The organism is Leclercia tamurae (assembly GCF_025566055.1).
GTDB classification, from domain to species: Bacteria; Pseudomonadota; Gammaproteobacteria; order Enterobacterales; family Enterobacteriaceae; genus Enterobacter; species Enterobacter tamurae.
Map to the genome: position 1 here is coordinate 211554 of NZ_JAMHKS010000077.1, position 22695 is coordinate 234248.

General features: G+C 60.2%; 20 protein-coding genes and 1 riboswitch. Of the genes, 6 read left to right on the forward strand and 14 right to left on the reverse strand.

Features of this window, described 5'->3' with window-relative positions; genetic code table 11:
* Positions 1 to 3: 3 nt before the first annotated feature.
* Positions 4 to 993: a GTP 3',8-cyclase MoaA gene (moaA, locus tag M8318_RS18970; protein WP_262663994.1), complete on the reverse strand. Its 990-nt coding sequence runs from the start codon at positions 991 to 993 to the stop codon at positions 4 to 6.
* Positions 981 to 1115: riboswitch (molybdenum cofactor riboswitch) on the reverse strand. It overlaps the preceding gene by 13 nt.
* Positions 1116 to 1340: 225 nt before the next feature.
* Between moaA and yvcK the strand changes: the two genes are divergently transcribed.
* A complete protein-coding gene (gene yvcK / locus M8318_RS18975; RefSeq protein ID WP_262663995.1) occupies positions 1341 to 2249 on the forward strand; it encodes a uridine diphosphate-N-acetylglucosamine-binding protein YvcK in 909 nt (302 codons plus the stop codon).
* Between the two features lie 61 nt (positions 2250 to 2310).
* Here the strand turns inward: yvcK and uvrB are convergent, their stop codons facing one another.
* Entirely contained in the window at positions 2311 to 4326 is a 2016-nt protein-coding gene (uvrB, locus tag M8318_RS18980) for an excinuclease ABC subunit UvrB (protein WP_262663996.1), read from the reverse strand.
* 745 nt (positions 4327 to 5071) lie between these two features.
* Here uvrB and M8318_RS18985 point away from each other — a divergent pair.
* Positions 5072 to 5770 (forward strand): ABC transporter ATP-binding protein, encoded by a 699-nt coding sequence (locus tag M8318_RS18985; protein WP_262663997.1) that lies wholly within the window; start codon positions 5072 to 5074, stop codon positions 5768 to 5770.
* Here M8318_RS18985 and bioD read toward each other — a convergent pair.
* From bioD to bioB, 4 genes are read right to left on the reverse strand one after another with little or no spacing between them, the layout of a single operon-like run.
* Positions 5709 to 6434, reverse strand: coding sequence for a dethiobiotin synthase (gene bioD / locus M8318_RS18990; protein WP_262663999.1), 726 nt, complete (start codon positions 6432 to 6434; stop codon positions 5709 to 5711). The two genes, M8318_RS18985 and bioD, sit on opposite strands and share 62 nt — an antisense overlap.
* Positions 6427 to 7182 (reverse strand): malonyl-ACP O-methyltransferase BioC, encoded by a 756-nt coding sequence (bioC, locus tag M8318_RS18995; protein ID WP_262664000.1) that lies wholly within the window; start codon positions 7180 to 7182, stop codon positions 6427 to 6429. The genes bioD and bioC overlap by 8 nt, the downstream gene beginning before the upstream one ends.
* A complete protein-coding gene (gene bioF / locus M8318_RS19000; protein ID WP_262664001.1) occupies positions 7166 to 8323 on the reverse strand; it encodes an 8-amino-7-oxononanoate synthase in 1158 nt (385 codons plus the stop codon). Before bioF ends, bioC begins: the two co-directional genes overlap by 17 nt.
* Positions 8320 to 9360: a biotin synthase BioB gene (bioB, locus tag M8318_RS19005; RefSeq protein WP_262664002.1), complete on the reverse strand. Its 1041-nt coding sequence runs from the start codon at positions 9358 to 9360 to the stop codon at positions 8320 to 8322. The genes bioF and bioB overlap by 4 nt, the downstream gene beginning before the upstream one ends.
* Positions 9361 to 9429: 69 nt before the next feature.
* On the opposite strand from bioB, the gene bioA reads away from it, so the two are divergent.
* Together bioA and M8318_RS19015 are read left to right on the forward strand one after the other, a co-directional pair.
* Positions 9430 to 10737 carry an adenosylmethionine--8-amino-7-oxononanoate transaminase gene (bioA, locus tag M8318_RS19010; protein ID WP_262664003.1) on the forward strand — a complete coding sequence of 436 codons (1308 nt, stop codon included), beginning with the start codon at positions 9430 to 9432 and terminating at the stop codon, positions 10735 to 10737.
* A gap of 44 nt (positions 10738 to 10781) precedes the next feature.
* The gene (locus M8318_RS19015; protein ID WP_262664004.1) at positions 10782 to 11258 is read left to right on the forward strand and encodes a kinase inhibitor; all 477 of its coding nucleotides are present in this window, start codon (positions 10782 to 10784) and stop codon (positions 11256 to 11258) included.
* A gap of 59 nt (positions 11259 to 11317) precedes the next feature.
* On the opposite strand, the gene hutH is transcribed toward M8318_RS19015, so the two are convergent.
* The 5 genes from hutH to hutI form a co-directional block, all read right to left on the reverse strand.
* Positions 11318 to 12838 carry a histidine ammonia-lyase gene (hutH, locus tag M8318_RS19020; RefSeq protein ID WP_262664005.1) on the reverse strand — a complete coding sequence of 507 codons (1521 nt, stop codon included), beginning with the start codon at positions 12836 to 12838 and terminating at the stop codon, positions 11318 to 11320.
* A complete protein-coding gene (hutU, locus tag M8318_RS19025) occupies positions 12838 to 14523 on the reverse strand; it encodes a urocanate hydratase (RefSeq protein ID WP_262664006.1) in 1686 nt (561 codons plus the stop codon). The genes hutH and hutU overlap by 1 nt, the downstream gene beginning before the upstream one ends.
* Before the next feature lie 125 nt (positions 14524 to 14648).
* Positions 14649 to 15383, reverse strand: coding sequence for a histidine utilization repressor (locus tag M8318_RS19030; RefSeq protein WP_106992405.1), 735 nt, complete (start codon positions 15381 to 15383; stop codon positions 14649 to 14651).
* A gap of 44 nt (positions 15384 to 15427) precedes the next feature.
* A complete protein-coding gene (hutG, locus tag M8318_RS19035; protein WP_262664008.1) occupies positions 15428 to 16366 on the reverse strand; it encodes a formimidoylglutamase in 939 nt (312 codons plus the stop codon).
* Positions 16363 to 17586 carry an imidazolonepropionase gene (hutI, locus tag M8318_RS19040; RefSeq protein WP_262664131.1) on the reverse strand — a complete coding sequence of 408 codons (1224 nt, stop codon included), beginning with the start codon at positions 17584 to 17586 and terminating at the stop codon, positions 16363 to 16365. The genes hutG and hutI overlap by 4 nt, the downstream gene beginning before the upstream one ends.
* A 203-nt stretch (positions 17587 to 17789) precedes the next feature.
* On the opposite strand from hutI, the gene M8318_RS19045 reads away from it, so the two are divergent.
* A complete protein-coding gene (locus M8318_RS19045; RefSeq protein ID WP_408612338.1) occupies positions 17790 to 19094 on the forward strand; it encodes a putative acyl-CoA thioester hydrolase in 1305 nt (434 codons plus the stop codon).
* 52 nt (positions 19095 to 19146) lie between these two features.
* Here M8318_RS19045 and tisB read toward each other — a convergent pair whose 3' ends face one another.
* Together tisB and pgl are read right to left on the reverse strand one after the other, a co-directional pair.
* Positions 19147 to 19236 carry a type I toxin-antitoxin system toxin TisB gene (gene tisB / locus M8318_RS19050; RefSeq protein WP_142488739.1) on the reverse strand — a complete coding sequence of 30 codons (90 nt, stop codon included), beginning with the start codon at positions 19234 to 19236 and terminating at the stop codon, positions 19147 to 19149.
* Positions 19237 to 19668: 432 nt separating this feature from the next.
* Positions 19669 to 20664, reverse strand: a complete 996-nt coding sequence (gene pgl, locus M8318_RS19055; protein ID WP_262664011.1) for a 6-phosphogluconolactonase — start codon at positions 20662 to 20664, stop codon at positions 19669 to 19671.
* A gap of 153 nt (positions 20665 to 20817) precedes the next feature.
* On the opposite strand from pgl, the gene M8318_RS19060 reads away from it, so the two are divergent.
* Positions 20818 to 21636 (forward strand): pyridoxal phosphatase, encoded by an 819-nt coding sequence (locus M8318_RS19060; RefSeq protein ID WP_262664012.1) that lies wholly within the window; start codon positions 20818 to 20820, stop codon positions 21634 to 21636.
* Here M8318_RS19060 and modC read toward each other — a convergent pair whose 3' ends face one another.
* The gene (modC, locus tag M8318_RS19065; RefSeq protein ID WP_106992399.1) at positions 21637 to 22695 is read right to left on the reverse strand and encodes a molybdenum ABC transporter ATP-binding protein ModC; all 1059 of its coding nucleotides are present in this window, start codon (positions 22693 to 22695) and stop codon (positions 21637 to 21639) included.

The following is a 22695-nucleotide window of genomic DNA, read 5'->3' on the forward strand; positions in this document are numbered from 1 at the left end:
CGATTACCCGCCGATGTAGGACAGGTTCTGGGTGATCCCGGTGTTGCCCTGATGCAGGAAGTGGGTCTGTTTTTTGTGCATCAGCGCCTCAGAAATGCGCGCTTCCAGCGCCTGCTGCTGGACGTCATCGGCCAGCAGATCGCGCAGGTCAACGCCACCGTCGCCAAACAGGCACAGGTGCAGCTTGCCCACCGACGAGACGCGCAGGCGGTTACAGCTGGCACAGAAGTCTTTTTCATACGGCATGATAAGGCCGATCTCCCCTTCGTAGTCGGGGTGACAAAAGACCTGCGCCGGGCCGTCGCTGCGCTGGCGAAGCTGATGGATCCAGCCGCGTTTGAGCAGTTCATCACGCAGCACCATGCCGGAGATGTGATGGCGGGAGAAGAGATCGCTGCCCTCGCCGGTTTCCATCAGCTCGATAAAGCGCAGTTGAATGCGGCGGGGTTTGATCCAGGCCAGGAAGGTCTCCAGCTGATGATGATTCACATCGCGCATCAGCACGGTGTTGACCTTCACCTTGTCGAAGCCCGCCGCAAAGGCCGCATCGATGCCCTCCATCACCTGGTGGAATTTATCCTGCCCGGTGATGGCATGAAACTGGCGGGCATCCAGGCTGTCGACGCTGACGTTGATGGCCGTCAGCCCCGCGTCGCGCCATTCGGCGACATCGCGTGCCAGACGATAACCGTTAGTGGTCACCGCAATCTGACGAATGCTGTCGTTTTCGCGTACCGCGGCGATGATGTCGGTGAAGTCCCGGCGTAGCGAGGGTTCGCCGCCGGTCAGACGGACCTTCTCCGTGCCCATGGCGGCGAACGCACGCGTCACGCGGCGGACTTCGTCCACGGAGAGAAAGCCGTTATTAGTGATGCCACCGGGTTTGTAGCCATCCGGCAGGCAGTAGGTGCAACGGAAATTGCACACATCGGTAATAGACAAACGCAGGTAAAAAAACTTACGCGCGAATGCATCGGTAAGTTGTGAAGCCATGTACACCTTTCCTGATACGGGAGGCACAGTCATTTCTTTCTGTACCCTGGTGGCGAAACCGCCACGGCCAGAGCACCATATCTGTCGACACAGGCGCAAAGGCTAGAGTGTATGTTTTCGATTTCGAAAACGTGGTTATGCCGATAGTAGCTCGTTAAAAGCAGTTTCGCTATTATCGTCTTTCGTTATATAAACTTGTATATATCGTCATGATCATGCCATTTCGTCCCAGAATACGTCATTATCATATTATTGCATTGATATATGTCATTTAGCCCCGGGCGGAGCATCGTCATTTAGGGGTAGTTGAGTTACTGTTAAGGTGTTCGTCTTACTAAGGAATTTCTATGCGCAATCGCACTTTTGCGGATCTCGACCGCGTTGTCGCTCTCGGCGGAGGCCACGGACTGGGCCGGGTGATGTCCTCGCTGTCATCCCTCGGTTCACGGCTAACCGGGATCGTGACCACCACCGACAACGGCGGTTCTACCGGGCGAATTCGTCGTGCCGAAGGGGGGATCGCCTGGGGGGATATGCGCAACTGCTTAAACCAGCTCATCGCCGAACCCAGCGTCGCTTCGGCGATGTTTGAGTACCGTTTTGGCGGTAATGGCGAACTTTCGGGGCATAACCTCGGAAACCTGATGTTAAAGGCGCTGGATCACCTTAGCGTGCGGCCTCTGGAGGCGATCAATTTAATCCGTAACCTGCTCAAAGTGGATGCGTTTTTGATCCCGATGTCCGAACTTCCGGTCGATTTAATGGCTATCGACAGTAACGACCATGAAGTGTATGGCGAAGTGAATATCGACCAACTGGAGCTGCCGCCGAAAGAGCTGATGCTCTACCCCACGGTTCCGGCGACCCGTGAAGCGGTGGAGGCTATTGGTGAAGCGGATTTAATTCTGGTCGGCCCCGGCAGTTTTTACACCAGCCTGATGCCGCTGCTGCTGATTAACGAGCTGGCCCAGGCGCTGCGCCGGACACCGGCGCCCGTGGTCTATATCGGCAATCTGGGTCGCGAGCTCAGCCCTGCTGCCGCCGGGCTTTCGCTGTCCGCTAAGCTGGCGCTGATGGAGCAGTATGTGGGGAAAAAGATTATCGATGCGGTGGTGGTCGGGCCCGGGACTGATGTATCAGGCATGGAAGGCCGGGTGGTAGTGCAGGAGCCGCTCGAAGCGAGCGACATTAAGTACCGCCATGACCGGCATTTACTCCGCGTGGCGCTGGAGAAGGCGGTGCAGGCGCTGGGTTGAGGTTGTGCGGCCTTTATCGCCCGGTGGCGCTACGCTTACCGGGCCTACAGGCTGAGGAACCTTACGATGCCGCAATAAACAGATCCCTTAGCTGATGCAGCTGGTCGCGGATCTGCGCAGCTTCTTCGAACTCCAGGTTCTGCGCGTGCTGCATCATTTGCCCTTCCAGCTCGTGAATTTTCTGCTGCAGCGCTTTCGGCGTCAGAGCAACGGTATCGGCCTCCACCGGTGAGCGTGACTTGCCGCGGCCCTTCGCTTTGGTTTTGGCGATGTTCTGGCCGAGCGCGAGGATATCCACCACCTTCTTGTTCAGCCCCTGCGGCGTGATGCCGTGCTCTTCGTTGTACTGCTGCTGCTTCTCGCGACGGCGTTCGGTTTCACCGATCGCTTTCGCCATTGACGGGGTGATCTTGTCGCCGTAGAGAATCGCTTTGCCGTTAACGTTACGCGCCGCACGACCGATGGTCTGGATCAGCGAGCGCTCGGAGCGCAGGAAGCCCTCTTTGTCGGCGTCCAGAATCGCCACCAGCGACACTTCCGGCATATCCAGCCCCTCTCGCAGCAGGTTGATCCCCACCAGCACGTCGAACTCGCCAAGACGCAGGTCGCGGATGATCTCCATCCGCTCCACGGTGTCGATATCCGAGTGCAGATAGCGCACCTTCTCGCCGTGCTCCTCGAGGTATTCGGTAAGATCTTCCGCCATGCGTTTGGTCAAGGTGGTGACCAGCACGCGCTCGTTGATGGATGCCCGGGCGCGGATCTCCGACAGCAGATCGTCCACCTGGGTGCCAACCGGACGCACTTCGATAATCGGATCCAGCAGGCCGGTCGGACGCACCACCTGATCCACCACTTCGTCGCCCGATTTCTCCAGCTCGTAGTTGCCCGGCGTCGCGGACACGTAGATGGTCTGCGGCGCCAGCGCCTCAAACTCTTCAAACTTCATCGGACGGTTATCCAGCGCTGACGGCAGGCGGAAGCCATACTCCACCAGAGTCTCTTTACGCGCCCGGTCGCCGCGGTACATCCCGCCAATTTGCGGAATGGTGACGTGGGATTCGTCCACCACCAGCAGGCCATCCGCCGGCAGGTAGTCAAACAGGGTTGGCGGCGCCTCGCCCGGCCCACGGCCAGAGAGATAGCGCGAGTAGTTTTCGATCCCGGAGCAGTAGCCCAGCTCGTTCATCATCTCGAGATCGAACTGGGTACGCTGGCTGATGCGCTGCTCTTCCAGCAGCTTGTTATTCTCCAGCAGCGTTTTGCGGCGATCCGCCAGCTCAACCTTGATGTCTTCCATCGCCTGCACGATGCGCTCGCGCGGGGTGACGTAGTGGGTTTTCGGGTAGACGGTGAAGCGCGGAATAATCGACTCCACGTGGCCGGTCAGCGGGTCAAACAGCGACAGCCGCTCCACCTCTTCATCGAACAGCTCCACGCGCAGCGCGAAGTCGTCCGACTCCGCCGGGAAGATGTCGATAACCTCGCCGCGAACGCGGAAGGTACCGCGCTGGAACGCCTGATCGTTGCGGGTGTACTGCAGCTCCGCCAGACGGCGCAGGATGGCGCGCTGATCGATAATCATCCCCTGGGTGAGGTGCAGCATCATCTTCAGGTAGAGATCGGGGTCGCCGAGGCCGTAAATGGCAGACACCGAAGCCACCACCACCACGTCACGACGCTCAAGCAGGGCTTTGGTCGCGGAGAGACGCATCTGCTCGATATGCTCGTTCACCGAGGCATCTTTTTCGATAAAGGTATCGGAGCTCGGGACGTAGGCTTCCGGCTGATAGTAGTCATAGTACGAAACGAAGTACTCCACCGCGTTATCGGGGAAGAACTCTTTCATCTCGCCGTAGAGCTGCGCGGCCAGGGTTTTATTAGGCGCCAGCACCATCGTCGGCCGTTGCAGATCGGCGATCACGTTGGCGACGGTAAAGGTTTTACCCGAACCCGTCACCCCCAGCAGCGTCTGGTGTGCAAGCCCATCCTCCAGCCCCTCTTTCAGACGGCGAATCGCTTCAGGCTGATCGCCGGAAGGACGGAAAGCGGAATTCAGTTTGAACGGTTTACTCATGAACGGCGACCTGATGATGGTTAATACGGCAGGTGTGTAATTTTACTCCTCATGGCTATTTTTGCCAGTAATTTATACTGGATATAAACCCAGTAGCATCCGCGCCATTTTGTGCCACCACCAGCAGGAATCAAGCGAAGCTGCGTAAAATTTCGGCTGTAACGGGATAAAATTCCAACAGGGGTCGGTTATCCCCAGAATTTTTTGTTTTTTAACATTTGTCAAGGCGAGCCGCCGGACAGTAGCCCATCAAATTGACACTTTGATGACAATGATTGATTTTATTTAAAGCGTTGATCTGCATTAAAGTTTTCAAAAAGACGCGTTTCGCAGCAATTCAGGCGCAGGCCGCGTATTCTCTCGCTTACCCTGTGTTTTCTAACTCTAATGCACATGGTTATCCACAGGAATAGTGGATAACTGCCTCCAGCCCATACGGAACGTGACTCGGCCCGTTCCCGGTTTTTACCCACAGCGGGGCGGTAAAAAATTTTTATCACCCAATTATGGCGATCTTATGACAAAAAACAGCGAAAGAATTGGTGAGGCGCTGCTCACATTTTAACCAAAATAGCACCTGCACCAGCAACCTCATTCAGGGCCCCGACGCGGTGCAGGGTTCGGGCCTCGTCGTGCTGATTTTTGAGCCAATTCTTAAAAATGGAGCTTTAATCGCCGTTTCCCGGGCAGTGGCAAGAGTCTTGCAGAGTATCAAGGTCGCCGTTACCTGAAAAGGAGCACTATCATGTTAAGCCTGCGCGCCGTAAATCAGTATTACGGGCATCGCCACACCCTGTGGAACGTTGACCTCGATCTGCCTCCTGGCGTCTGCACTGGCGTCGTTGGGCTACCCGGGATGGGGAAAACCACCCTTGTGAGCTGTATTGCCGGCCTGCTGCCTATCGCCAGCGGTACCATGGTCTGGCACGAGGCTCCCGGTGCAGTACACCAGGCCGGGACGGAAATTAGCGTTGTGCCGCAGGACAGGCGGATCTTTTCGCAACTGACGGTCGAGGAGAATCTGCATATCGCGCAGATGGCGAAAGGCATCGCGGGCGGGTCGCTGAGCCGCGACGTTTTTGAGTTTTTTCCGGAGCTATACCCCCTGCGCCAGCTGCGGGCCTCCGGCCTGAACGACGACCAGCAGTATCAGCTGGCGCTGGCGAATGCGCTGGTGACCCGCCCTCGCCTGCTGATCCTCGACGAGCCCAGCCGCGGCACCGGGCAGCTGTTTAGCGTCAAGCTGGCGCAGCTACTGCTGAGGTTCAACCGGGAGCTGGGGCTATCGGTGCTGCTGGCCGAGCAGCACCTCTCCCTGATCCGCCGGGTAGCGGATCGCTTTTGCCTGCTTTACCGGGGGCGAAACGTGGCTCAGGGCCGGGTCAGCGAGCTGGATGACCCGCTGATTGCCCACTGGATGGGGCCGACGGCGTCAGCGCAGTAAGGTCGAGGTATTGCCCGACGGCTGAGGTGTCGGCCTGCTCGCCCAGCCAGGGGATCTCCCCCAGCAGCGGCGCGGAGAGCACGCGTCTGAGCGTCGCCATGTATTCGGCATGGCGTTTGCCGGGCACCACCACCCCGTTCGCCACCCAACCGGCAAAATGCAGCCCCGCCTGGCGGATCGCCTGCGCGGTCAGCATCGCGTGGTTGATACACCCCAACTTCACCCCCACCACCAGGATCACCGGCAGGCGCTCGGCCATCACCCACTCGGCGAAGGTCTGCTCCTGGGACAGCGGCGTGAACCAGCCGCCTGCCCCTTCCACCAGCACCCAGTCGGCCTGGGTCTCCAGCGCCCGCAATCCTGCCGAGAGGGTGGCAAACTCAATGGGCCGCTGCTCGTCGGCGCTGACGATATGCGGCGACGTGGGCTCGGCGAAGGTATAGGGGTTTACGGCCGGGTAGCTCAGGGCCAGGCTGCTGTTGCGCTGTAATGCCAGAGCATCACTGTTGCGCAGCCCCTGCGCAGTCATCTCGCTGCCGGAGGCCACCGGTTTGTAGCCAGCGGTGTTGCGGCCCAGCGCTCGTGCGGCCTGTAACAGGGCGGTGCTGGCGACGGTTTTACCGACTTCAGTGTCGGTACCGGTGACAAAATAACGTTCAGTCACGTGCGATAATTCCATGAAAAAGTTGATAAGAGAGCGGGAATTTTCCCGCCTGCTGAGGCCAGGCCTGCGCCAGCTGCTGCAGCTGGCCGCGGGTTAACGGCTTATCGGCCCGCCCGGCGTGCAGATGGGTGGCGCCGATCCCCTTCAGGGAGTGCATGGCGCTGAGCGCATCGTCAAACAGCAGGGTGACGGTCTGAACCGCACAGCGGTATTGCCAGCCGGAGAGGGCATCGTTCACCTGCTGCCCGGTCAGAAAGCGGTTGGCGTGCGACTGGGTGTCCACTGCCTGCCAGGCCTGATTCAGCTCCGGCAGCGAGCCGTTGAGCAGCGTGGTGAATGCCACCTTACCCCCCGGCTGCGTCACCCGGTAGAGCTCGGCCAGCGCCCGGGGCAGGCTGGCGCACCACTGCACCGCCAGATGGCTCCAGACCAGGCTGAACTGCGCATCGGCCAACGGAATGGCTTCGATATCGGCCTGCAGATAGCTTTCGGCGACCTGGTTGCGGCGCGCTTCCTCCAGCATCGGAGCACTGAGATCCATCGCCGTCACCACGCTCCCGGTCTGGCGCCATGCCAGGCTGTTGCTCCCCGGGCCGCAGCCAGCATCCAGCACGCTGGCAAAGGTGTTATCTGCTAGCAGGGCTCGCAGCCCGTCGGCACTTTGCCGCTGGAGTGCATCGTGGCGGGAATAACTCTGCGCCGCCCGGCCGAAGGCGGCGGCAATCGCCTGTTTATTCACCTGCGACATGCAGCGCCTCCAGTAACGCGGTGATATCCGCCGGTTGATGGGCCGCCGTCAGGGTCAGGCGCAGGCGCGCCGTGCCCGCCGGGACGGTGGGTGGACGAATGGCGGTTACCCAGATCCCCTGCTCTCTGAGCCTCTGCGCCAGGTGCAGGGCGCGCGCGTTTTCGCCGACAATCAGCGGCTGAATGGCGCTCTGCGAGGCGGTAATCTGTACCGGCAGATCGCGTACGCCCGCGCGGAACTGGCTGATAAGGGCGGCCAGCCGCTGCCGACGCGTGTCGCCCTCGTCGCTGCGAATAACGTTAAACGCCACCAGTAGCGCCACCGCCTGGGCAGGCGGCATGCTGGTGCTGTAGATCAGATGTCGGGCGAACTGCAGCAGGTAGTCAGCAACGGCGTCGCTGCACAGCACTGCCGCCCCGCTGACCCCGACACCTTTGCCAAAGGTCACCACCAGCAGCTCCGGCTTAACGCCCTGGCTGGCGGCGCTTCCGCGCCCCTCTGGCCCGGTGACGCCGATGCCGTGGGCATCGTCCACCAGCAGCCAGCTGCCCTGCCGCTGGGCCGCCGCATGAATCACACCCAGCGGGGCGCTGTCGCCGTCCATGCTGAAGATCCCCTCGGTCACTACCAGCTGTTGTCCGTCGCAGGGTTTATCCAGCAGCGAGTCCAACTGGGCGACATCGTTATGGGCAAAGCGCCTGAGTTGGGCCGGGCTATGGCTGGCGGCTTCCAGCAGCGAGGCGTGGCTTAAGCGGTCGGCGACAATGCGATCCTCTTTGCTGGTCAGGGCGGCAATCAGCGCCTGATTGGCGGCAAAGCCGGAGATAAACAGCAGCGCGCGCGGATAGCCGAGCCACCCGGCAAGGTGCTCCTCCAGGGCCTGATGCGCGTGGGTGTAGCCGCTGACGTGGCCGGAGCCGCCGCTGCCCACCCCGTACTGCTCCGCACCCTGCTGCCAGGCGCGGATAATCTCAGAGTGCTGGCTCAGACCGAGATAGTCATTGCTCGAAAAGTTGCAGTACCGCCGTTGCTCACGGATGAGAAAGCGCCCGGCGCCGTTCTCCACCGGGGTGCGCACACGCAGGGCTTCTGCCGCCCGGCGTGCGTCGAGGGCGGCATCAATGCGTTGTTGCCAGGTCATACCGTCGCCGCGTTATAGAACTGGTCGGTATCGGCGTTGAAAAGCTGCTGTTCGAGCTGGTGCTGCTGCTCGTTATCCCCGGTCAGCACCGCGGTCTGCTGCGGATTCAGCCCCAGCTTGCGGAACAGCTGCACGTCCTTGTCCTCTTCCGGGTTCGGGGTGGTGAGCAGCTTGCAGCCGTAGAAGATGGAGTTAGCCCCGGCCATAAAGCACATCGCCTGGGTCTGCTCGTTCATCTGCTCGCGGCCCGCCGAGAGGCGCACGAACGAGGTTGGCATCATCACCCGTGCCACCGCAATGGTGCGGATAAAATCAAAGGCGTCGACGTCGTCGTTGTCCGCCAGCGGAGTGCCCTTGACCTTCACCAGCATGTTGATCGGCACGCTCTCCGGCGGGGTCGGCAGGTTCGCCAGCTGCAGCAGCAGACCGGCGCGATCGGTCACCGTTTCGCCTAAGCCGACAATCCCGCCCGAGCAGACCTTAATCCCCGCATCGCGCACTTTGTCCAGCGTGTCCAGGCGCTCCTGATAGGTACGGGTGGTGATGATGTTGCCGTAGAACTCCGGGGAGGTGTCGAGGTTGTGGTTGTAGTAATCCAGCCCCGCCGAAGCCAGACGCTGGGCCTGATGGTCATCCAGCGTGCCGAGGGTCATACAGGCTTCGAGGCCCATCGCCTTCACGCCCTGCACCATCTGCTCGAGATACGGCATGTCGCGCTCGTGCGGGTTTTTCCACGCCGCGCCCATGCAGAAGCGGGTCGAACCAGCGTTTTTCGCCTGACGGGCCGACTCCAGCACCTGCTCCACCTCCATCAGGCGTTCGGACTCGAGACCGGTTTTGTAGCGCGCGCTTTGCGGGCAGTATTTGCAATCTTCCGGGCAGGCCCCGGTCTTGATCGACAGCAGGGTGCTGACCTGAACCTGCTGCGGGTCGAAGTGCTGACGGTGGATCTGCTGCGCGTCAAACAGCAGTTCAAGCAGGGGTTTTTCAAATAATGCAGTGACTTGCGACAATGTCCAGCGAGCCTGGTGAGCCATGGGGCGTCTCCAAAGGGGTTTAGTTCAGGATGGGTTCGGTTTATACTCGTAAACCTAAATGTTTTCAAAATGGTTTACAAGTCGATTATGACAACGGACGATCTCGCCTTCGATCGGCAACACATCTGGCATCCCTACACCTCCATGACCCAGCCCCTGCCGGTCTATCCGGTGGCGGAAGCGCACGGCTGCGAGCTGACCCTGGCCAGCGGCGAACAGCTGGTGGACGGCATGTCCTCCTGGTGGGCGGCCATTCACGGCTACAACCACCCCCGGCTCAACGCAGCGATGAAAGCCCAGATTGACCGCATGTCGCACGTGATGTTCGGCGGGATCACCCATCAACCGGCAGTGGATCTCAGTCGTCGGCTGGTGGCGATGACCCCCGAGGCGCTGGAGTGCGTCTTCCTGGCCGATTCCGGCTCGGTGGCGGTGGAAGTGGCGATGAAAATGGCCCTGCAGTACTGGCACGCGAAGGGCGAAAGCCGCCAGCGGTTTATCACCTTCCGCAACGGCTACCACGGCGATACCTTCGGGGCGATGTCGGTGTGCGATCCCGACAACTCGATGCACAGCCTGTGGAAAGGCTATCTGCCGGAAAACCTCTTCGCCCCGGCACCGCAGAGCCGCTTTGACGGCGCGTGGGATGAGATGGACATAGTCGGCTTTGCCCGCCTGATGGCCGCCCACCGTCATGAGATTGCGGCGGTGATCCTTGAGCCCATCGTGCAGGGCGCGGGCGGGATGCGCATGTACCATCCCGAGTGGCTGAGGCGTATTCGCAGGATGTGCGATCGCGAGGGCATCCTGCTGATTGCCGATGAGATTGCCACCGGCTTCGGGCGCACCGGCAAGCTGTTCGCCTGCGAGCATGCGGGCATCACCCCGGATATTCTCTGTCTCGGCAAAGCCCTGACCGGGGGCACCATGACGATGTCGGCTACCCTCACCACCCGCCAGGTGGCGGAGACCATCAGCAACGGCGAAGCGGGCTGCTTTATGCACGGCCCGACCTTTATGGGCAACCCGCTGGCCTGTGCGGTCGCCAGCGAGAGCCTGGCGTTGCTGGAGAGCGGCGAGTGGCAGGATCAGGTGGCCGCCATCGAAGCCCAGTTGCAGGAGGAGCTGGCCGCGGCGCGGGATTCAGAGTTTGTCGCCGATGTGCGGGTGCTGGGGGCTATCGGCGTCGTCGAGACAACCCATCCGGTGAACATGGCGGCGCTGCAACGTTTCTTCGTGGCGCGCGGCGTCTGGGTGCGGCCGTTCGGCAGGTTAATCTATCTGATGCCGCCGTATGTGATTCGGCCGGACCAGCTCAGCAAACTGACCCGGGCGGTGGTGGATGCGGTTCAGGCGCCTGCGCACTTTACGCGTTAGTTTATGGGTTACACTTCTGGCAGAGCTCATTACGGAGAAACAGGATGAAACTTATCAGTCAGGATCTGCGCGACGGCGATAAACTCCCGCTGCGTCATGTGTTTAACGGCATGGGTTACGAGGGGGATAACATCTCCCCGCATCTGGCGTGGGACGAGGTGCCGTCGGGCACCAAAAGCTTTGTCGTGACCTGCTACGATCCGGATGCCCCTACCGGCTCCGGCTGGTGGCACTGGGTGGTTGCCAATCTGCCTGCCGATACCCGGGTGCTGCCGCAGGGCTCCGGCTCCTCGCTGGTGGCGCTGCCGGATGGGGCGGTGCAGACCCGCACCGATTTTGGCAAAGCGGGATACGGCGGCGCGGCCCCGCCGAAAGGCGAAACCCATCGCTATATCTTCACGGTGCATGCGCTGAATGTGGAGAGCATCGAGGTGGATGAAGAGGCAAGCGGCGCGATGGTGGGCTTTAACGTCCATTTCCACACCCTGGGCAGCGCGTCGATTACGGCGATGTATTCGTAAAAAAACCGCCGGGTGGCGGTTTTGTAGGCCCGGTAAGCGCAGCGCCACCGGGCGTGTTTTTACAGGAAAGCCGGTAACAACCCGACCAGACTGCCTTTATTCAATAGGCTAATCGCCGCCTCGATATCCGGGGCAAAGAAGCGGTCGTCATCGTAATGCGCCACTTGCTCCCGCAGGATATGCCGCGCCTGCTCCAGCAGCGGGCTGGAGGTCAGGCCATCGCGCAGATCCGCTCCCTGACAGGCCGCCAGCCACTCCACCGCCAGCACCCCGCGGGTGTTGCCCGCCATCTCCCACAAACGGCGACCTGCCGCAGGGGCCATCGAGACATGATCTTCCTGATTCGCCGAGGTCGGCAGGCTGTCCACGCTGTGCGGGTGCGACAGAGCCTTGTTCTCACTCGCCAGCGCGGCGGCGGTGACCTGGGCAATCATAAACCCGGAGTTAACCCCGCCGTTGCGCACCAGGAACGGCGGCAGCTGCGACATGTGTTTATCCATCATCAGGGCGATACGGCGCTCCGACAGCGCGCCGATCTCGGCAATTGCCAGGGCCAGATTATCCGCCGCCATCGCCACCGGCTCGGCGTGGAAGTTGCCCCCGGATACCACCTCATTTTCGGCGGCAAACACCAGCGGGTTATCGGAAACGGCGTTGGATTCCACCAGCAGCACCTCCGCCACCTGCCGCATCTGGGTCAGACAGGCCCCCATCACCTGCGGCTGACAGCGCAGGGAGTACGGGTCCTGCACCTTGTCGCAGTTGTGATGCGACTCGGCAATGGCGCTGGTGTCGGTCAGGACGTGGCGGTACAGCGCCGCGGCATCGATCTGCCCGCGCTGGCCGCGCACCTCGTGGATACGGGCATCGAACGGACGGCGGGAGCCGAGCACCGCTTCGGTGGTCAGCGCCCCGCAGACTATCGCCGAGGCAAACAGATCTTCGGCTTCAAACAGGCCGCGCAGGGCAAAGGCGGTGGAGGCCTGAGTACCATTCAGCAGTGCCAGCCCCTCTTTCGCCGCCAGCGTCACCGGAGCCAGACCCGCTTTTTGCAGGGCGGTGGCCGCCGGTAACCATTCCCCACGGTAGCGGGCTTTGCCCTCCCCGAGCAGGGTCAGGGACATGTGCGCCAGCGGGGCCAGGTCTCCGGAAGCACCGACCGAGCCTTTGGCCGGGATCCACGGGTACACTCCGGCATTGACCATAGCAATCAAGGCCTGAATCACGCTCAGGCGGATGCCGGAGAAACCGCGCGCCAGGCTGTTAATCTTCAGCACCATCATCAGGCGCACAATGTCGTCGTCCAGCGGCTCGCCAACGCCCGCCGCGTGGGACAGCACCAGCGAACGTTGCAGATTTTCCAGGTCATGGGTGGCGATGCGCGTCTGCGCCAGCAGGCCAAAACCGGTGTTGATCCCGTAGGCGGTGCGACCTTCGGCCACTATTGCTTCAACGCAGGCGACGCTGTCGTTAATCGCCTTGTGGGCCGACTCGTCGAGCGTCAGCTGGAGCGGCTGTTGCCAGACCTGGCGCAACTGGGCCAGCGTCAGGGTACCGGGGGTCAGGGTTAAGGCGTTCATCAGTGCTTTCCTTGTGTCGCAGCGATCATCGGCAGGTTCAGGCCCTGCTCTTTCGCGCAGTCGATAGCAATGTCATACCCGGCATCCGCATGGCGCATTACGCCTGTCGCCGGATCGTTGTGCAGAACGCGGGCAATACGCGCCGCAGCTTCATCGGTGCCGTCGCAGACGATCACCATCCCGGCATGCTGGGAGAAGCCCATCCCGACGCCGCCGCCGTGGTGCAGCGAGACCCAGGTCGCGCCGCTCGCGGTGTTGAGCAGCGCGTTCAGCAACGGCCAGTCGGAGACCGCGTCTGAGCCATCCTGCATCGCTTCGGTTTCGCGGTTCGGACTGGCTACCGAGCCGGAGTCGAGATGGTCACGACCGATGACGATCGGCGCGGAGACTTCGCCCCTGCGGACCATTTCGTTAAAGGCCAGGCCCAGCTTCTGGCGCCACTCCAGCCCGACCCAGCAGATACGCGCCGGCAGCCCCTGGAAGCTAATACGCTCCCGGGCCATATCCAGCCAGTGATGCAGATGCTCATCATCGGCGACAATCTCTTTCACTTTGGCGTCAGTTTTGTAGATGTCTTCCGGATCACCGGAGAGCGCCACCCAGCGGAACGGGCCGATCCCACGGCAGAACAGCGGACGGATATAGGCGGGAACAAAGCCCGGGAAGTCAAAGGCGTTGGTGACGCCCATCTCTTTCGCCATCTGGCGGATGTTGTTGCCGTAATCAAAGGTCGGGACACCCTGCTGGCTGAAGGCCAGCATCGCGTTGACGTGCTCGGCCATCGAACGCTTCGCCGCCAGCACGGTGCCATCCGGATCCTGCTGCGCTTTCTGCTGGTACGCTTCCCAGCTCCAGCCTTTTGGCAGGTAGCCGTGGAGCGGATCGTGGGCACTGGTCTGGTCGGTGACCAGGTCCGGACGCACGCCGCGGGCCACCATTTCCGGCAGGATATCGGCTGCGTTACCGCAGAGGGCAATCGAGACCGCTTTGCCCTGCTGGGTGTATTTGTTAATGCGCGCCAGGGCGTCATCCAGGGAGTCGGCCTGTTCGTCGACGTAACGGGTGCGGAGACGGAAATCGATGCGGCTCTGCTGGCACTCAATGTTCAGGGAGCAAGCCCCCGCCAGGGTCGCCGCCAGCGGCTGTGCGCCGCCCATACCGCCCAAGCCCGCGGTCAGTACCCAACGCCCTTTCAGGGAGCCGTTATAGTGCTGACGACCGGCCTCGACAAAGGTCTCGTAAGTACCCTGGACGATGCCCTGGCTGCCGATGTAGATCCAGCTCCCGGCGGTCATCTGGCCATACATCGCCAGCCCCTTCGCATCCAGCTCGTTAAAGTGTTCCCAGGTGGCCCAGTGCGGCACCAGGTTGGAGTTGGCGATCAGCACCCGCGGGGCGTTCTCGTGAGTTTTGAATACGCCGACCGGTTTGCCGGACTGCACCAGCAGGGTTTCGTCGTTTTCCAGTTCGGTGAGGGATTTGACAATGGCGTCATAGCAGGCCCAGTTGCGCGCCGCGCGGCCAATCCCGCCATACACCACCAGCTCATTCGGGTTTTCCGCCACGTCGGGATCGAGGTTGTTCATCAACATGCGCAGCGGGGCTTCGGTGAGCCAGCTTTTGGCCGTTAACGTGGTGCCACGGGGGGCGCGGATCTCTTGCTGGCGATACTTTCCTGACGACATTGTGTGCTCCTCATTGGGGACAGAATATACAGTAAGATATACTTGTATAGACAAGTGCACACAAGGATGGTTTTAACAATTTCGATACATTTTTGTTATATTGCGTCAGCAATCACGCTTTTAGCTTATGACATGAAATGGCCCTGCAGCCGGTAGCGGTTACCCGGGAACAGCAGCCTGGCGTGGGACACAATGTGCGAGGCTGACCAGGTACGGCGGTGGATCAGCAGGCAAGGATCCTGCTCTTTTATGCGCAGCAACTCGCACTCCTGCGGGGTGGCGCGCACCGCCTCAACGATATGCTCCCCTTCCGTCAGCGGCGCGACCAGCGACAGATAAGCGTGGGGCGTGGTGGCGGTGTAGTCCTGAAGCAGGTAATCCGGCACCAGCGCGGCATTGACGCAGCGATCTTCGATCTGCACCGGGGTGTCGTTTTCATAGTGCAGCATAAGGGAGTGAAAGATGCGTGTTCCCTCTTTGACGTTCAACGCCGTCGCCTGTGCGGCGCTGGCCTGGGTCTCTTCGAGGAACTGCACCTCACAACGATGCTGATGGTTGCGGGAGGCAATCTCGTCGGCAATGCTGCGAATTTCAAACAGCGCCGACTGCCCTTTCGGCTCGGCCACAAAGGTGCCCACCCCCTGCAGACGCACCAGTAGTCCCTCGTCGGTCAGCTCCCGCAGCGCGCGGTTGATGGTCATCCGGCTAAAGCCGAACTGCGCCACCAGCTCTGCCTCGGACGGGATGCGATCGTGCGGACGCCAGACGCCGGTGGCGATCTGATGGCTGATCGCCTGTTTGACCTTTTCATAGAAAGGGGCTGGCGTGTTGGCCTGCTGCTGCGGGGCGCGAGAGAACATAGCAATTCCTTAAGCCGTGATAAAAAGTCGAGTATATACAGGCTTTACGCCCACCAGTGAGCTATTTGCCAGGCCAGTCGGGCGGCGAGCTTCGCTCCCTGGCCGTCGCGGTCAAAACCGGGGTTCAATTCCACCAGATCTGCCGCCTGCAGTTTGCCGCTGCGACAGATTCGCTCGATGACCGGGAGCAGATCCCGGGCTGGAACCCCCAGTGCGGCAGGTGCCGACACGGCGGGCATCTCCCCGGCAGGCATCACGTCGAGGTCGATGGTGAGATAGACCCGATCGGCATGACTGAGGGTGCTTTCCAGCACCGGCAGCGCCTGCTGCTGGAAGTCAAGATCTTCCACCAGAGTGACGTTAAGTCGGGCCGCTTCATCCCACAGCGCCCGGGTATTGGCCGCCCGGCTGACGCCGAGGCAGGCATAGTGAAACTCACGCTGCTGTTCGGCGCAGTACAGCGCCAGCTGGCGGAACGGCGTCCCGGAGGTCGCCTGGCTGGCATGTCGCAGATCGAGATGCGCATCGAGGTTGATAATCACCACCCGCTCGCCGGGAAAGGCATCCAGTACGCCGCGGCCGTGGGCCCAGGCGGTCTCATGCCCGCCGCCAAACACCAGGGTGCGCATGCCGGCCTGCTGGCAGGTGGTGACCGCCTCGCTCAGCGCCTGCTGGGCGGCCTCCAGCGCCTCCCCTTCGACGCAAATATTGCCCATGTCGGTCAGTCGCGCGTGGCTCTGATGGCTGGCCATATTTCCCAGCGCACGACGTAACACGTCCGGGGCCCCGGCGGCACCGGTCCGGCCCTGATTGCGTCGGACCCCTTCGTCACAGGCGAAGCCGATCAGGGCGATGCCTTCCCCGGACGGCGTTGGCGTATCGCTACGCTGCACGGTCTGGAACAGGCGCAGCGCGTTGCTGGCCTCGCTGCTGTCGTCGCGCCCCTGCCAGATGTCAGGTGAAACCGGCTGCCACAGGTTCATTGTACTATTCCTCTGAATACGCGCTGATAAAGCGGATTTCGACCCGGCTCATACACCATCTCCACCGGACTTTTGGCATCCCAGATCGCCAGATCCGCGACAAAACCGGCCTTTAGCTGGCCGTGCGTTGCGCCACGACCCAACGCCTGAGCGGCGTGCCGGGTCACCCCTGCCCACGCCTCTTCCGGGGTTAAACCAAACTGCACGCAGGCCATGTTCATCGCCAGATGCAGGCTGGCAAAGGGGCTGGTGCCGGGGTTGTAATCCGTGGCGACCGCCATCGGCACCCCCTGCTGACGCAACAGAGCAACCGGCGGACGCTGGCGCTCCTGTAAGAAATAGAACGCCCCGGGCAGGAGCACCGCCACGGTGCCGCTCTGTGCTATCGCGTTCACCCCGGCCTCATCAAGATACTCAATGTGATCGGCAGACCACCCGTGGTAGCGACTTACCAGCGCGGTGCCGCCGAGATTTGAGAGCTGCTCGACATGGCCTTTAATCGGGATCCCAAGGGTCTGAGCCGCCTGGAATACCCGCTCGCTCTGTTCAGGGGTGAACCCGACGTTCTCGCAGAAGACATCCACGGCCTCGAAAAGCCCTTTCTCCCATAGTGCAGGCAGGGTGTGCTGGCACACGTGGGCGATGTACGCATCCGGATCCTGACGATACTCTTTCGGCACGGCGTGGGCGGCCAGCAGCGTCGGGCTGATCTCAATGGGGTTGGTCTGAGCCAGACGCTGGGCCACGCGCAGCATCTTCTCTTCCGTTTCGTCGTTGAGGCCGTAACCGGATTTGATTTCGATAGTGGTGACCCCTTCGCGCATCAGCCGCTGTAAACGCTGTTGCGCCAGCTGCTCAAGCTGTTCAGGCGTGCTCTCCCGGGTGGCGGCCACCGTGGCGTTAATCCCGCCGCCCTGGGCGCTGATGGTCTGATAGGAGACGCCGTTCAGCCGCTGCTCCCACTCGGCGGCCCGGTCGCCACCAAACACCAGGTGGGTGTGGCAGTCGATCAGGCCCGGCGTGACCAGCCGCCCCTGTAAATTGATGGCAATGGGAAGATCCTGAGGGAGGTCGGCGTCAGGTACGATCGACAAAATGGTCTCACCGCGCACAATTAACGCCCGGTTCTCCAGCAGGCCATAAGGTGTGCCGTGGTCGGGATCCAGGGTCGCGAGGCGCAGGTTACGCCAGACTACGTCGTCGGGATGAAGTTGCAGCATCGGGCTTCCGCTTGTCATGAGTTGTATAGACATTTATTTTCATTCCCGTCGCCCTGTCAATCGCCTTTACCGAAATTGTTATTTATTTGTGACAACTTTCCCGCTAAGCGCGGGAATAAAAAGTAACTTTTTGCCTTTTCATCTTCCCGTTTCGCTCAACTTAGTATAAAAAAGCAGGCTATTTCGGTTATCCCCCTATTGATATGCTTAGCAGGAGCTTTCCCTTGAACATTTCCAGGATTTCTCGTCTGGCGCTGGCGCTCGCATTTGGCGTGACGTTGTCTGCGTGCAGCTCTACTCCGCCGGATCAACTGCCTTCAGAGCAGGCTGCCCCTGGCACGGCCTCCCGCCCGATCCTTTCTGCCGAAGAAGCGAAAAACTTCCAGCAGGCTCGCTACTTCACGGCCATGGATCCTAACGCGACGCCCTGGAGCCCTTACGCTATTCGACTGCCTGCGCAGCCAAACTTTGTGGTTGGCCCGGCGGGAACCCAGGGTGTTACGCATACCACCATTCAGGCGGCGGTTGACGCAGCCATTGCTAAGCACAGCAGCTCCCGTCAGTACATCGCCATTTTACCAGGCGAATACGAAGGCACCGTGTATGTGCCTGCCGCACCAGGTAGCGTGACCCTGTACGGTACGGGCGAAAAACCAATTGATGTGAAAATTGGTCTGGCAATCGACTCCGAAATCGATACCGCCACCTGGCGTCGTCTGGTTAACCCGGGCGGTAAATACATGCCGGGTAAACCGGCCTGGTACATGTTTGACCGTTGCCAGAGCAAGCACAGCGCCACCGTTGGCGTGATGTGTTCTGCGGTCTTCTGGTCGCAGAACAACGGCCTGCAGCTGCAGAACCTGACGATTGAAAACAATCTGGGTGACAGTGTTGATGCCGGTAACCACCAGGCGGTAGCCCTGCGCAGCGATGGCGATCAGGTGCAGATCGACAAGGTGAATATTCTGGGTCGTCAGAACACCTTCTTCGTCACCAACAGTGGCGTTGAGAACACCCTGAAAAACAACCGCATCACCCGTACCCTGGTCACCAACAGCTACATCGAAGGCGATGTGGATATTGTCTCCGGGCGCGGTGCCGTGGTGTTTGATAACACCGATTTCCGCGTGATGAACAGCCGTACCCAACAGGAAGGCTATGTCTTTGCGCCAGCCACCCTGTCGAACATGTTCTACGGCTTCCTGGCGGTGAACAGCCGCTTTACCGCAATGGGTGACGGTGTGGCACAGCTGGGCCGCTCGCTGGATGTGGATTCTGCCACTAACGGCCAGGTGGTGATCCGCGACAGCGTGATCAACGAAGGCTTCAACATGGCAAAACCATGGGGCAACGCGGCTGTCTCTCAGCGTCCGTACGCGGGTAATACCGGTGCGGTGGATGACAAAGGCAACGTGCAGCGTAACCTCAACGAGGCTAACTTCAACCGCATGTGGGAATACAACAATCGCGGTGTGGGCAGCAAAGTGATCGCAGAGCCGAAGCAGTAAGATTTTAGCAAAAAGGGGGAGTGAATCCCCCTTGATGCTGCGGCTGGGCACGTCAGGCACCGGTCTTAAGATACGCATCCAGCAGTTGCAATACTGCTACCATGAGTTGCAGGAACAGAATTACCCATCCCATACTGCTCATACGCCACTCCTTTGGTCAGGAGCACTTCCACTGACTTACCTTTCCGCTGCCTGTCACCAGTGGGCGTTGGTGTTACCGATGTGCTCCACAGTTAAGGCACTGACGGCACCACCCGCCAGCCAGGACTTAAAAGAAACCTGATTTGCGGAACTGCTCACATCGAACCAACGGCAACATTGTAATCTCTGATAACTGTATATAAAAACAGTTTCACGCAGATTAAGAATTTGTTCAGATAACGGGAAATATTATTATTTTTCAGTATGATAACAGTTAACTCAGCGGTTCAACCCATTCTGTTGCTGTAGGTTAATTTTACATAGCCTCAAGCCGGGATTACTATGTTGAGGTTGGTGTTTCCGATGTGCTCACCCGGCTACCACCGGGCATAAAAAAACCTCGCATGTGCGAGGTTTTTTTATTTCATCCATCTTAGTGCGCGTTAACCACCACCCACATTGGCCCCTGGCCGACGGCGTAACGTCCCTTCTCTTCCAGCAGCCCCTGCTCGCCCTGAATCTCATACAGCGCGATATGGTGCGATTTTTGCCCTGCCGCAATCAGGAACTTACCGCTGTGATCGACGTTAAAGCCGCGCGGCTGAGTCTCGGTCGGCTGGAAGCCTTCAATGGCCAGCACGCTACCATCTTCCGAGATGCTGAAGATGGTGATCAGGCTGGAAGTACGGTCGCAGGTATAGAGATGGCGTCCGTCAGGCGTAATGTGGATATCCGCCCCCCAGCGCGTGTCGGTGAAGTCTGCTGGCATCATGTCCAGGGTCTGCACACACTCGATATTGCCGTGCGGATCGCGCAGCGCCCAGACGTCCACCGAGCAGTTCAGCTCGTTCACCACGTAGGCAAATTGCTGGTTCGGGTGGAACGCCATATGACGTGGACCCGCGCCTTCAACGGTGGTCACTTCCGCTGGCGTTTGCGCCGCCAGCTTGCCGTCATCACCCAGCGTAAACAGGCAGATACGATCCTGTTTCAGCGCCGGTACCCACAGGGTGCGGTTATCCGGGGAGATGTTAGCCGAGTGGCACCCTTCCAGGCCTTCAACCACCTCAACGGTCTCCGTCGGAATGCCGTCATCCAGGCGGGTCACGCTGACGCAGCCGGCGTTGTAAGAGCCGCTAAAGATAAAACGCCCCTGCAGATCGGTTGAGATATGGGTCGGGCTACCCGGCAGGGCCGCTTCGGCCGTCCAGGTCAGGGCGCCATCGTCAGGAGAGATACGGTACGCGAGCACCCGGAATTCCGGGCGCACACCCACATACAGGAAACGTTTATCCGGGCTGATCGCCATCGGCTGAACCTGGCCGGGAACATCGACGACCTGAACCAGGGTGAGTGTACCTTCGGGATTCAGACGCCAGACATGGATCTGCTGGCTTTCAGGACTGGCGGTATAAACGGTTTGTTTCATGAATGCTCCTTTCCTCACTGCGCGTAAAAGTAATGTACCAGGATAGTCTTTTTTAACGGTGAATGCTGAATTTTAACCAGGAATTTTGCAGCGTTAGTTGCGCGGTGTACCATCTGCTCATTCTGCCCTTTCAACATTAACCCGGAAGATCAAATGACCTCGCGTGTGATTGCACTGGATTTAGACGGTACGCTGTTAACCCCGCAAAAAACCCTGCTCCCCTCTTCGCTTGAGGCACTGAAACGTGCCCAGGAAGTGGGATACCAGCTCCTCATCGTGACCGGTCGTCATCATGTTGCGATTCATCCTTTTTATCAGGCACTGGCGCTGGATACACCTGCAATTTGTTGTAATGGCACCTATTTGTATGATTATCAAGCAAAAAAGGTTCTGCAGGCCGATCCGCTGCCGGTTCCCCAGGCGCTGCAACTGATTGATCTGCTCGATGAACACGCCATTCACGGCCTGATGTATGTCGACGACGCGATGCTTTACGAACGCCCGACCGGCCACGTGATCCGCACCAGCAACTGGGCGCTGTCACTGCCGGAAGCGCAGCGTCCGGTGTTCACTCAGGTGCCGTCGCTGGCGCAGGCGGCCCGGGAGGTTAACGCCATCTGGAAATTCGCCCTCACCGATGAAGACACCACTAAGCTGAACGCCTTCGCTAAACACGTGGAGCAGACGCTGGGCCTGGAGTGCGAATGGTCCTGGCACGATCAGGTGGATATCGCCCGCAAAGGCAATAGCAAAGGCAAACGCCTGGCGCAGTATGTGGAATCCATCGGCGGGTCAATGAAGGATGTCATTGCCTTTGGCGATAATTACAATGACATCAGTATGCTGGAAGCGGCCGGGACCGGGGTGGCGATGGGGAATGCGGACGACGCCGTCAAAGCACGCGCCAGGATCGTGATTGGCGACAACACCACTGACAGCATCGCGCAATTCATCTATACCCATCTGGTGTGATCAGGTGGTGATCGACACGCTCTTGATCTGCGCGTAGAGCCAGAGGCCAGGTTTGATCCCCAGTTCATCCCTGGCCCACGGGCTGATGCGCGCCCACAGCGTGCGGCTGCCGATTTCCAGCTGGACCTCAACCTGACCATTATCGTCGTAACATTGGGCCACTTTGGCGCGCAGAATGTTACGGATGCTGCTCTGTAACGGCGGCTGCAGCACCAGCGAAACATCCGACGCCTGAATGCGAATGCGCAGGTTAGTGTGCAGCGGTTTATCCAGCTTATTAACCCAGACATGCTGATCGCCAATCGCCAGGGCGGTCATGGCGTAGTGAGGATGGTGCTCCAGCACGCTCACCTTCATAATGCTGCTCTGCTGCTCCGGCGGCAGCCAGGGATGCATCACGCTGCTGCCCCACACCTCTTCCAGATTACCGAACGCCTTCACGCTGCCGTTCTCCAGCACCAACACCTTATCGGCCAGATGCAGGATCTCATCCAGCGAGTGGCTGACATACAGCATCGGGATATTGATTTCGCGCGCCAGGCGCTGCAGATATGGCAGTAGCTCACGCTTGCGGGGAATGTCGAGCGACGCCAGCGGTTCGTCCAGCAGCAGCAATTCCGGGGCGGTGAGCAGCGCCCGGCCTATCGCCACGCGCTGTTTTTCTCCACCCGACAGCGATGACGGCAGCCGGTCAAGCAGGTGTTCAATGCCCAGCAGGGCCACTAGCTTATCGAACTGTCCGGCCATGCTTTTCGCCATGCCGTAACGCAGGTTGCCCAGTACTTTATAGTGGGGGAACAGCCGCGCATCCTGGAAGACATAGCCAATCCGGCGCTTTTCCGGGGTCAGGTAAATGCGCTTTTCGACGTCGTTCAGCACCCGGTCGTTGAGCACGATGCGGCCAGACTGGGGCCGGGTCAGGCCGCTGATGGCGTTGATCAGCGAGGTCTTCCCCGCCCCGGAGACGCCAAAAATGGCGGTGATCCCGCTGGCAGGGAGGGTTTCGTTGAGGGTCAGGCAGTGCTCGCCCAGGGTCTGGGTGAAATTGAGTTCCAGCAT

Coding starts and splice junctions, on each gene's coding strand:
- M8318_RS19015 (WP_262664004.1), top strand. CDS start 10,782: ATGAAACTTATCAGTCAGGATCTGCGCGACGGCGATAAACTCCCGCTG.
- M8318_RS18985 (WP_262663997.1), top strand. CDS start 5,072: ATGTTAAGCCTGCGCGCCGTAAATCAGTATTACGGGCATCGCCACACC.
- hutU (WP_262664006.1), bottom strand. CDS start 14,523: ATGTCGTCAGGAAAGTATCGCCAGCAAGAGATCCGCGCCCCCCGTGGC.
- bioF (WP_262664001.1), bottom strand. CDS start 8,323: ATGACCTGGCAACAACGCATTGATGCCGCCCTCGACGCACGCCGGGCG.
- hutI (WP_262664131.1), bottom strand. CDS start 17,586: ATGCTGCAACTTCATCCCGACGACGTAGTCTGGCGTAACCTGCGCCTC.
- uvrB (WP_262663996.1), bottom strand. CDS start 4,326: ATGAGTAAACCGTTCAAACTGAATTCCGCTTTCCGTCCTTCCGGCGAT.
- tisB (WP_142488739.1), bottom strand. CDS start 19,236: ATGAGCAGTATGGGATGGGTAATTCTGTTCCTGCAACTCATGGTAGCA.
- hutH (WP_262664005.1), bottom strand. CDS start 12,838: ATGAACGCCTTAACCCTGACCCCCGGTACCCTGACGCTGGCCCAGTTG.
- yvcK (WP_262663995.1), top strand. CDS start 1,341: ATGCGCAATCGCACTTTTGCGGATCTCGACCGCGTTGTCGCTCTCGGC.
- modC (WP_106992399.1), bottom strand. CDS start 22,695: ATGCTGGAACTCAATTTCACCCAGACCCTGGGCGAGCACTGCCTGACC.
- pgl (WP_262664011.1), bottom strand. CDS start 20,664: ATGAAACAAACCGTTTATACCGCCAGTCCTGAAAGCCAGCAGATCCAT.
- bioC (WP_262664000.1), bottom strand. CDS start 7,182: ATGTCGCAGGTGAATAAACAGGCGATTGCCGCCGCCTTCGGCCGGGCG.
- M8318_RS19045 (WP_408612338.1), top strand. CDS start 17,790: ATGCTTAGCAGGAGCTTTCCCTTGAACATTTCCAGGATTTCTCGTCTG.
- hutG (WP_262664008.1), bottom strand. CDS start 16,366: ATGAACCTGTGGCAGCCGGTTTCACCTGACATCTGGCAGGGGCGCGAC.
- moaA (WP_262663994.1), bottom strand. CDS start 993: ATGGCTTCACAACTTACCGATGCATTCGCGCGTAAGTTTTTTTACCTG.
- M8318_RS19030 (WP_106992405.1), bottom strand. CDS start 15,383: ATGTTCTCTCGCGCCCCGCAGCAGCAGGCCAACACGCCAGCCCCTTTC.
- M8318_RS19060 (WP_262664012.1), top strand. CDS start 20,818: ATGACCTCGCGTGTGATTGCACTGGATTTAGACGGTACGCTGTTAACC.
- bioB (WP_262664002.1), bottom strand. CDS start 9,360: ATGGCTCACCAGGCTCGCTGGACATTGTCGCAAGTCACTGCATTATTT.
- bioA (WP_262664003.1), top strand. CDS start 9,430: ATGGTTTACAAGTCGATTATGACAACGGACGATCTCGCCTTCGATCGG.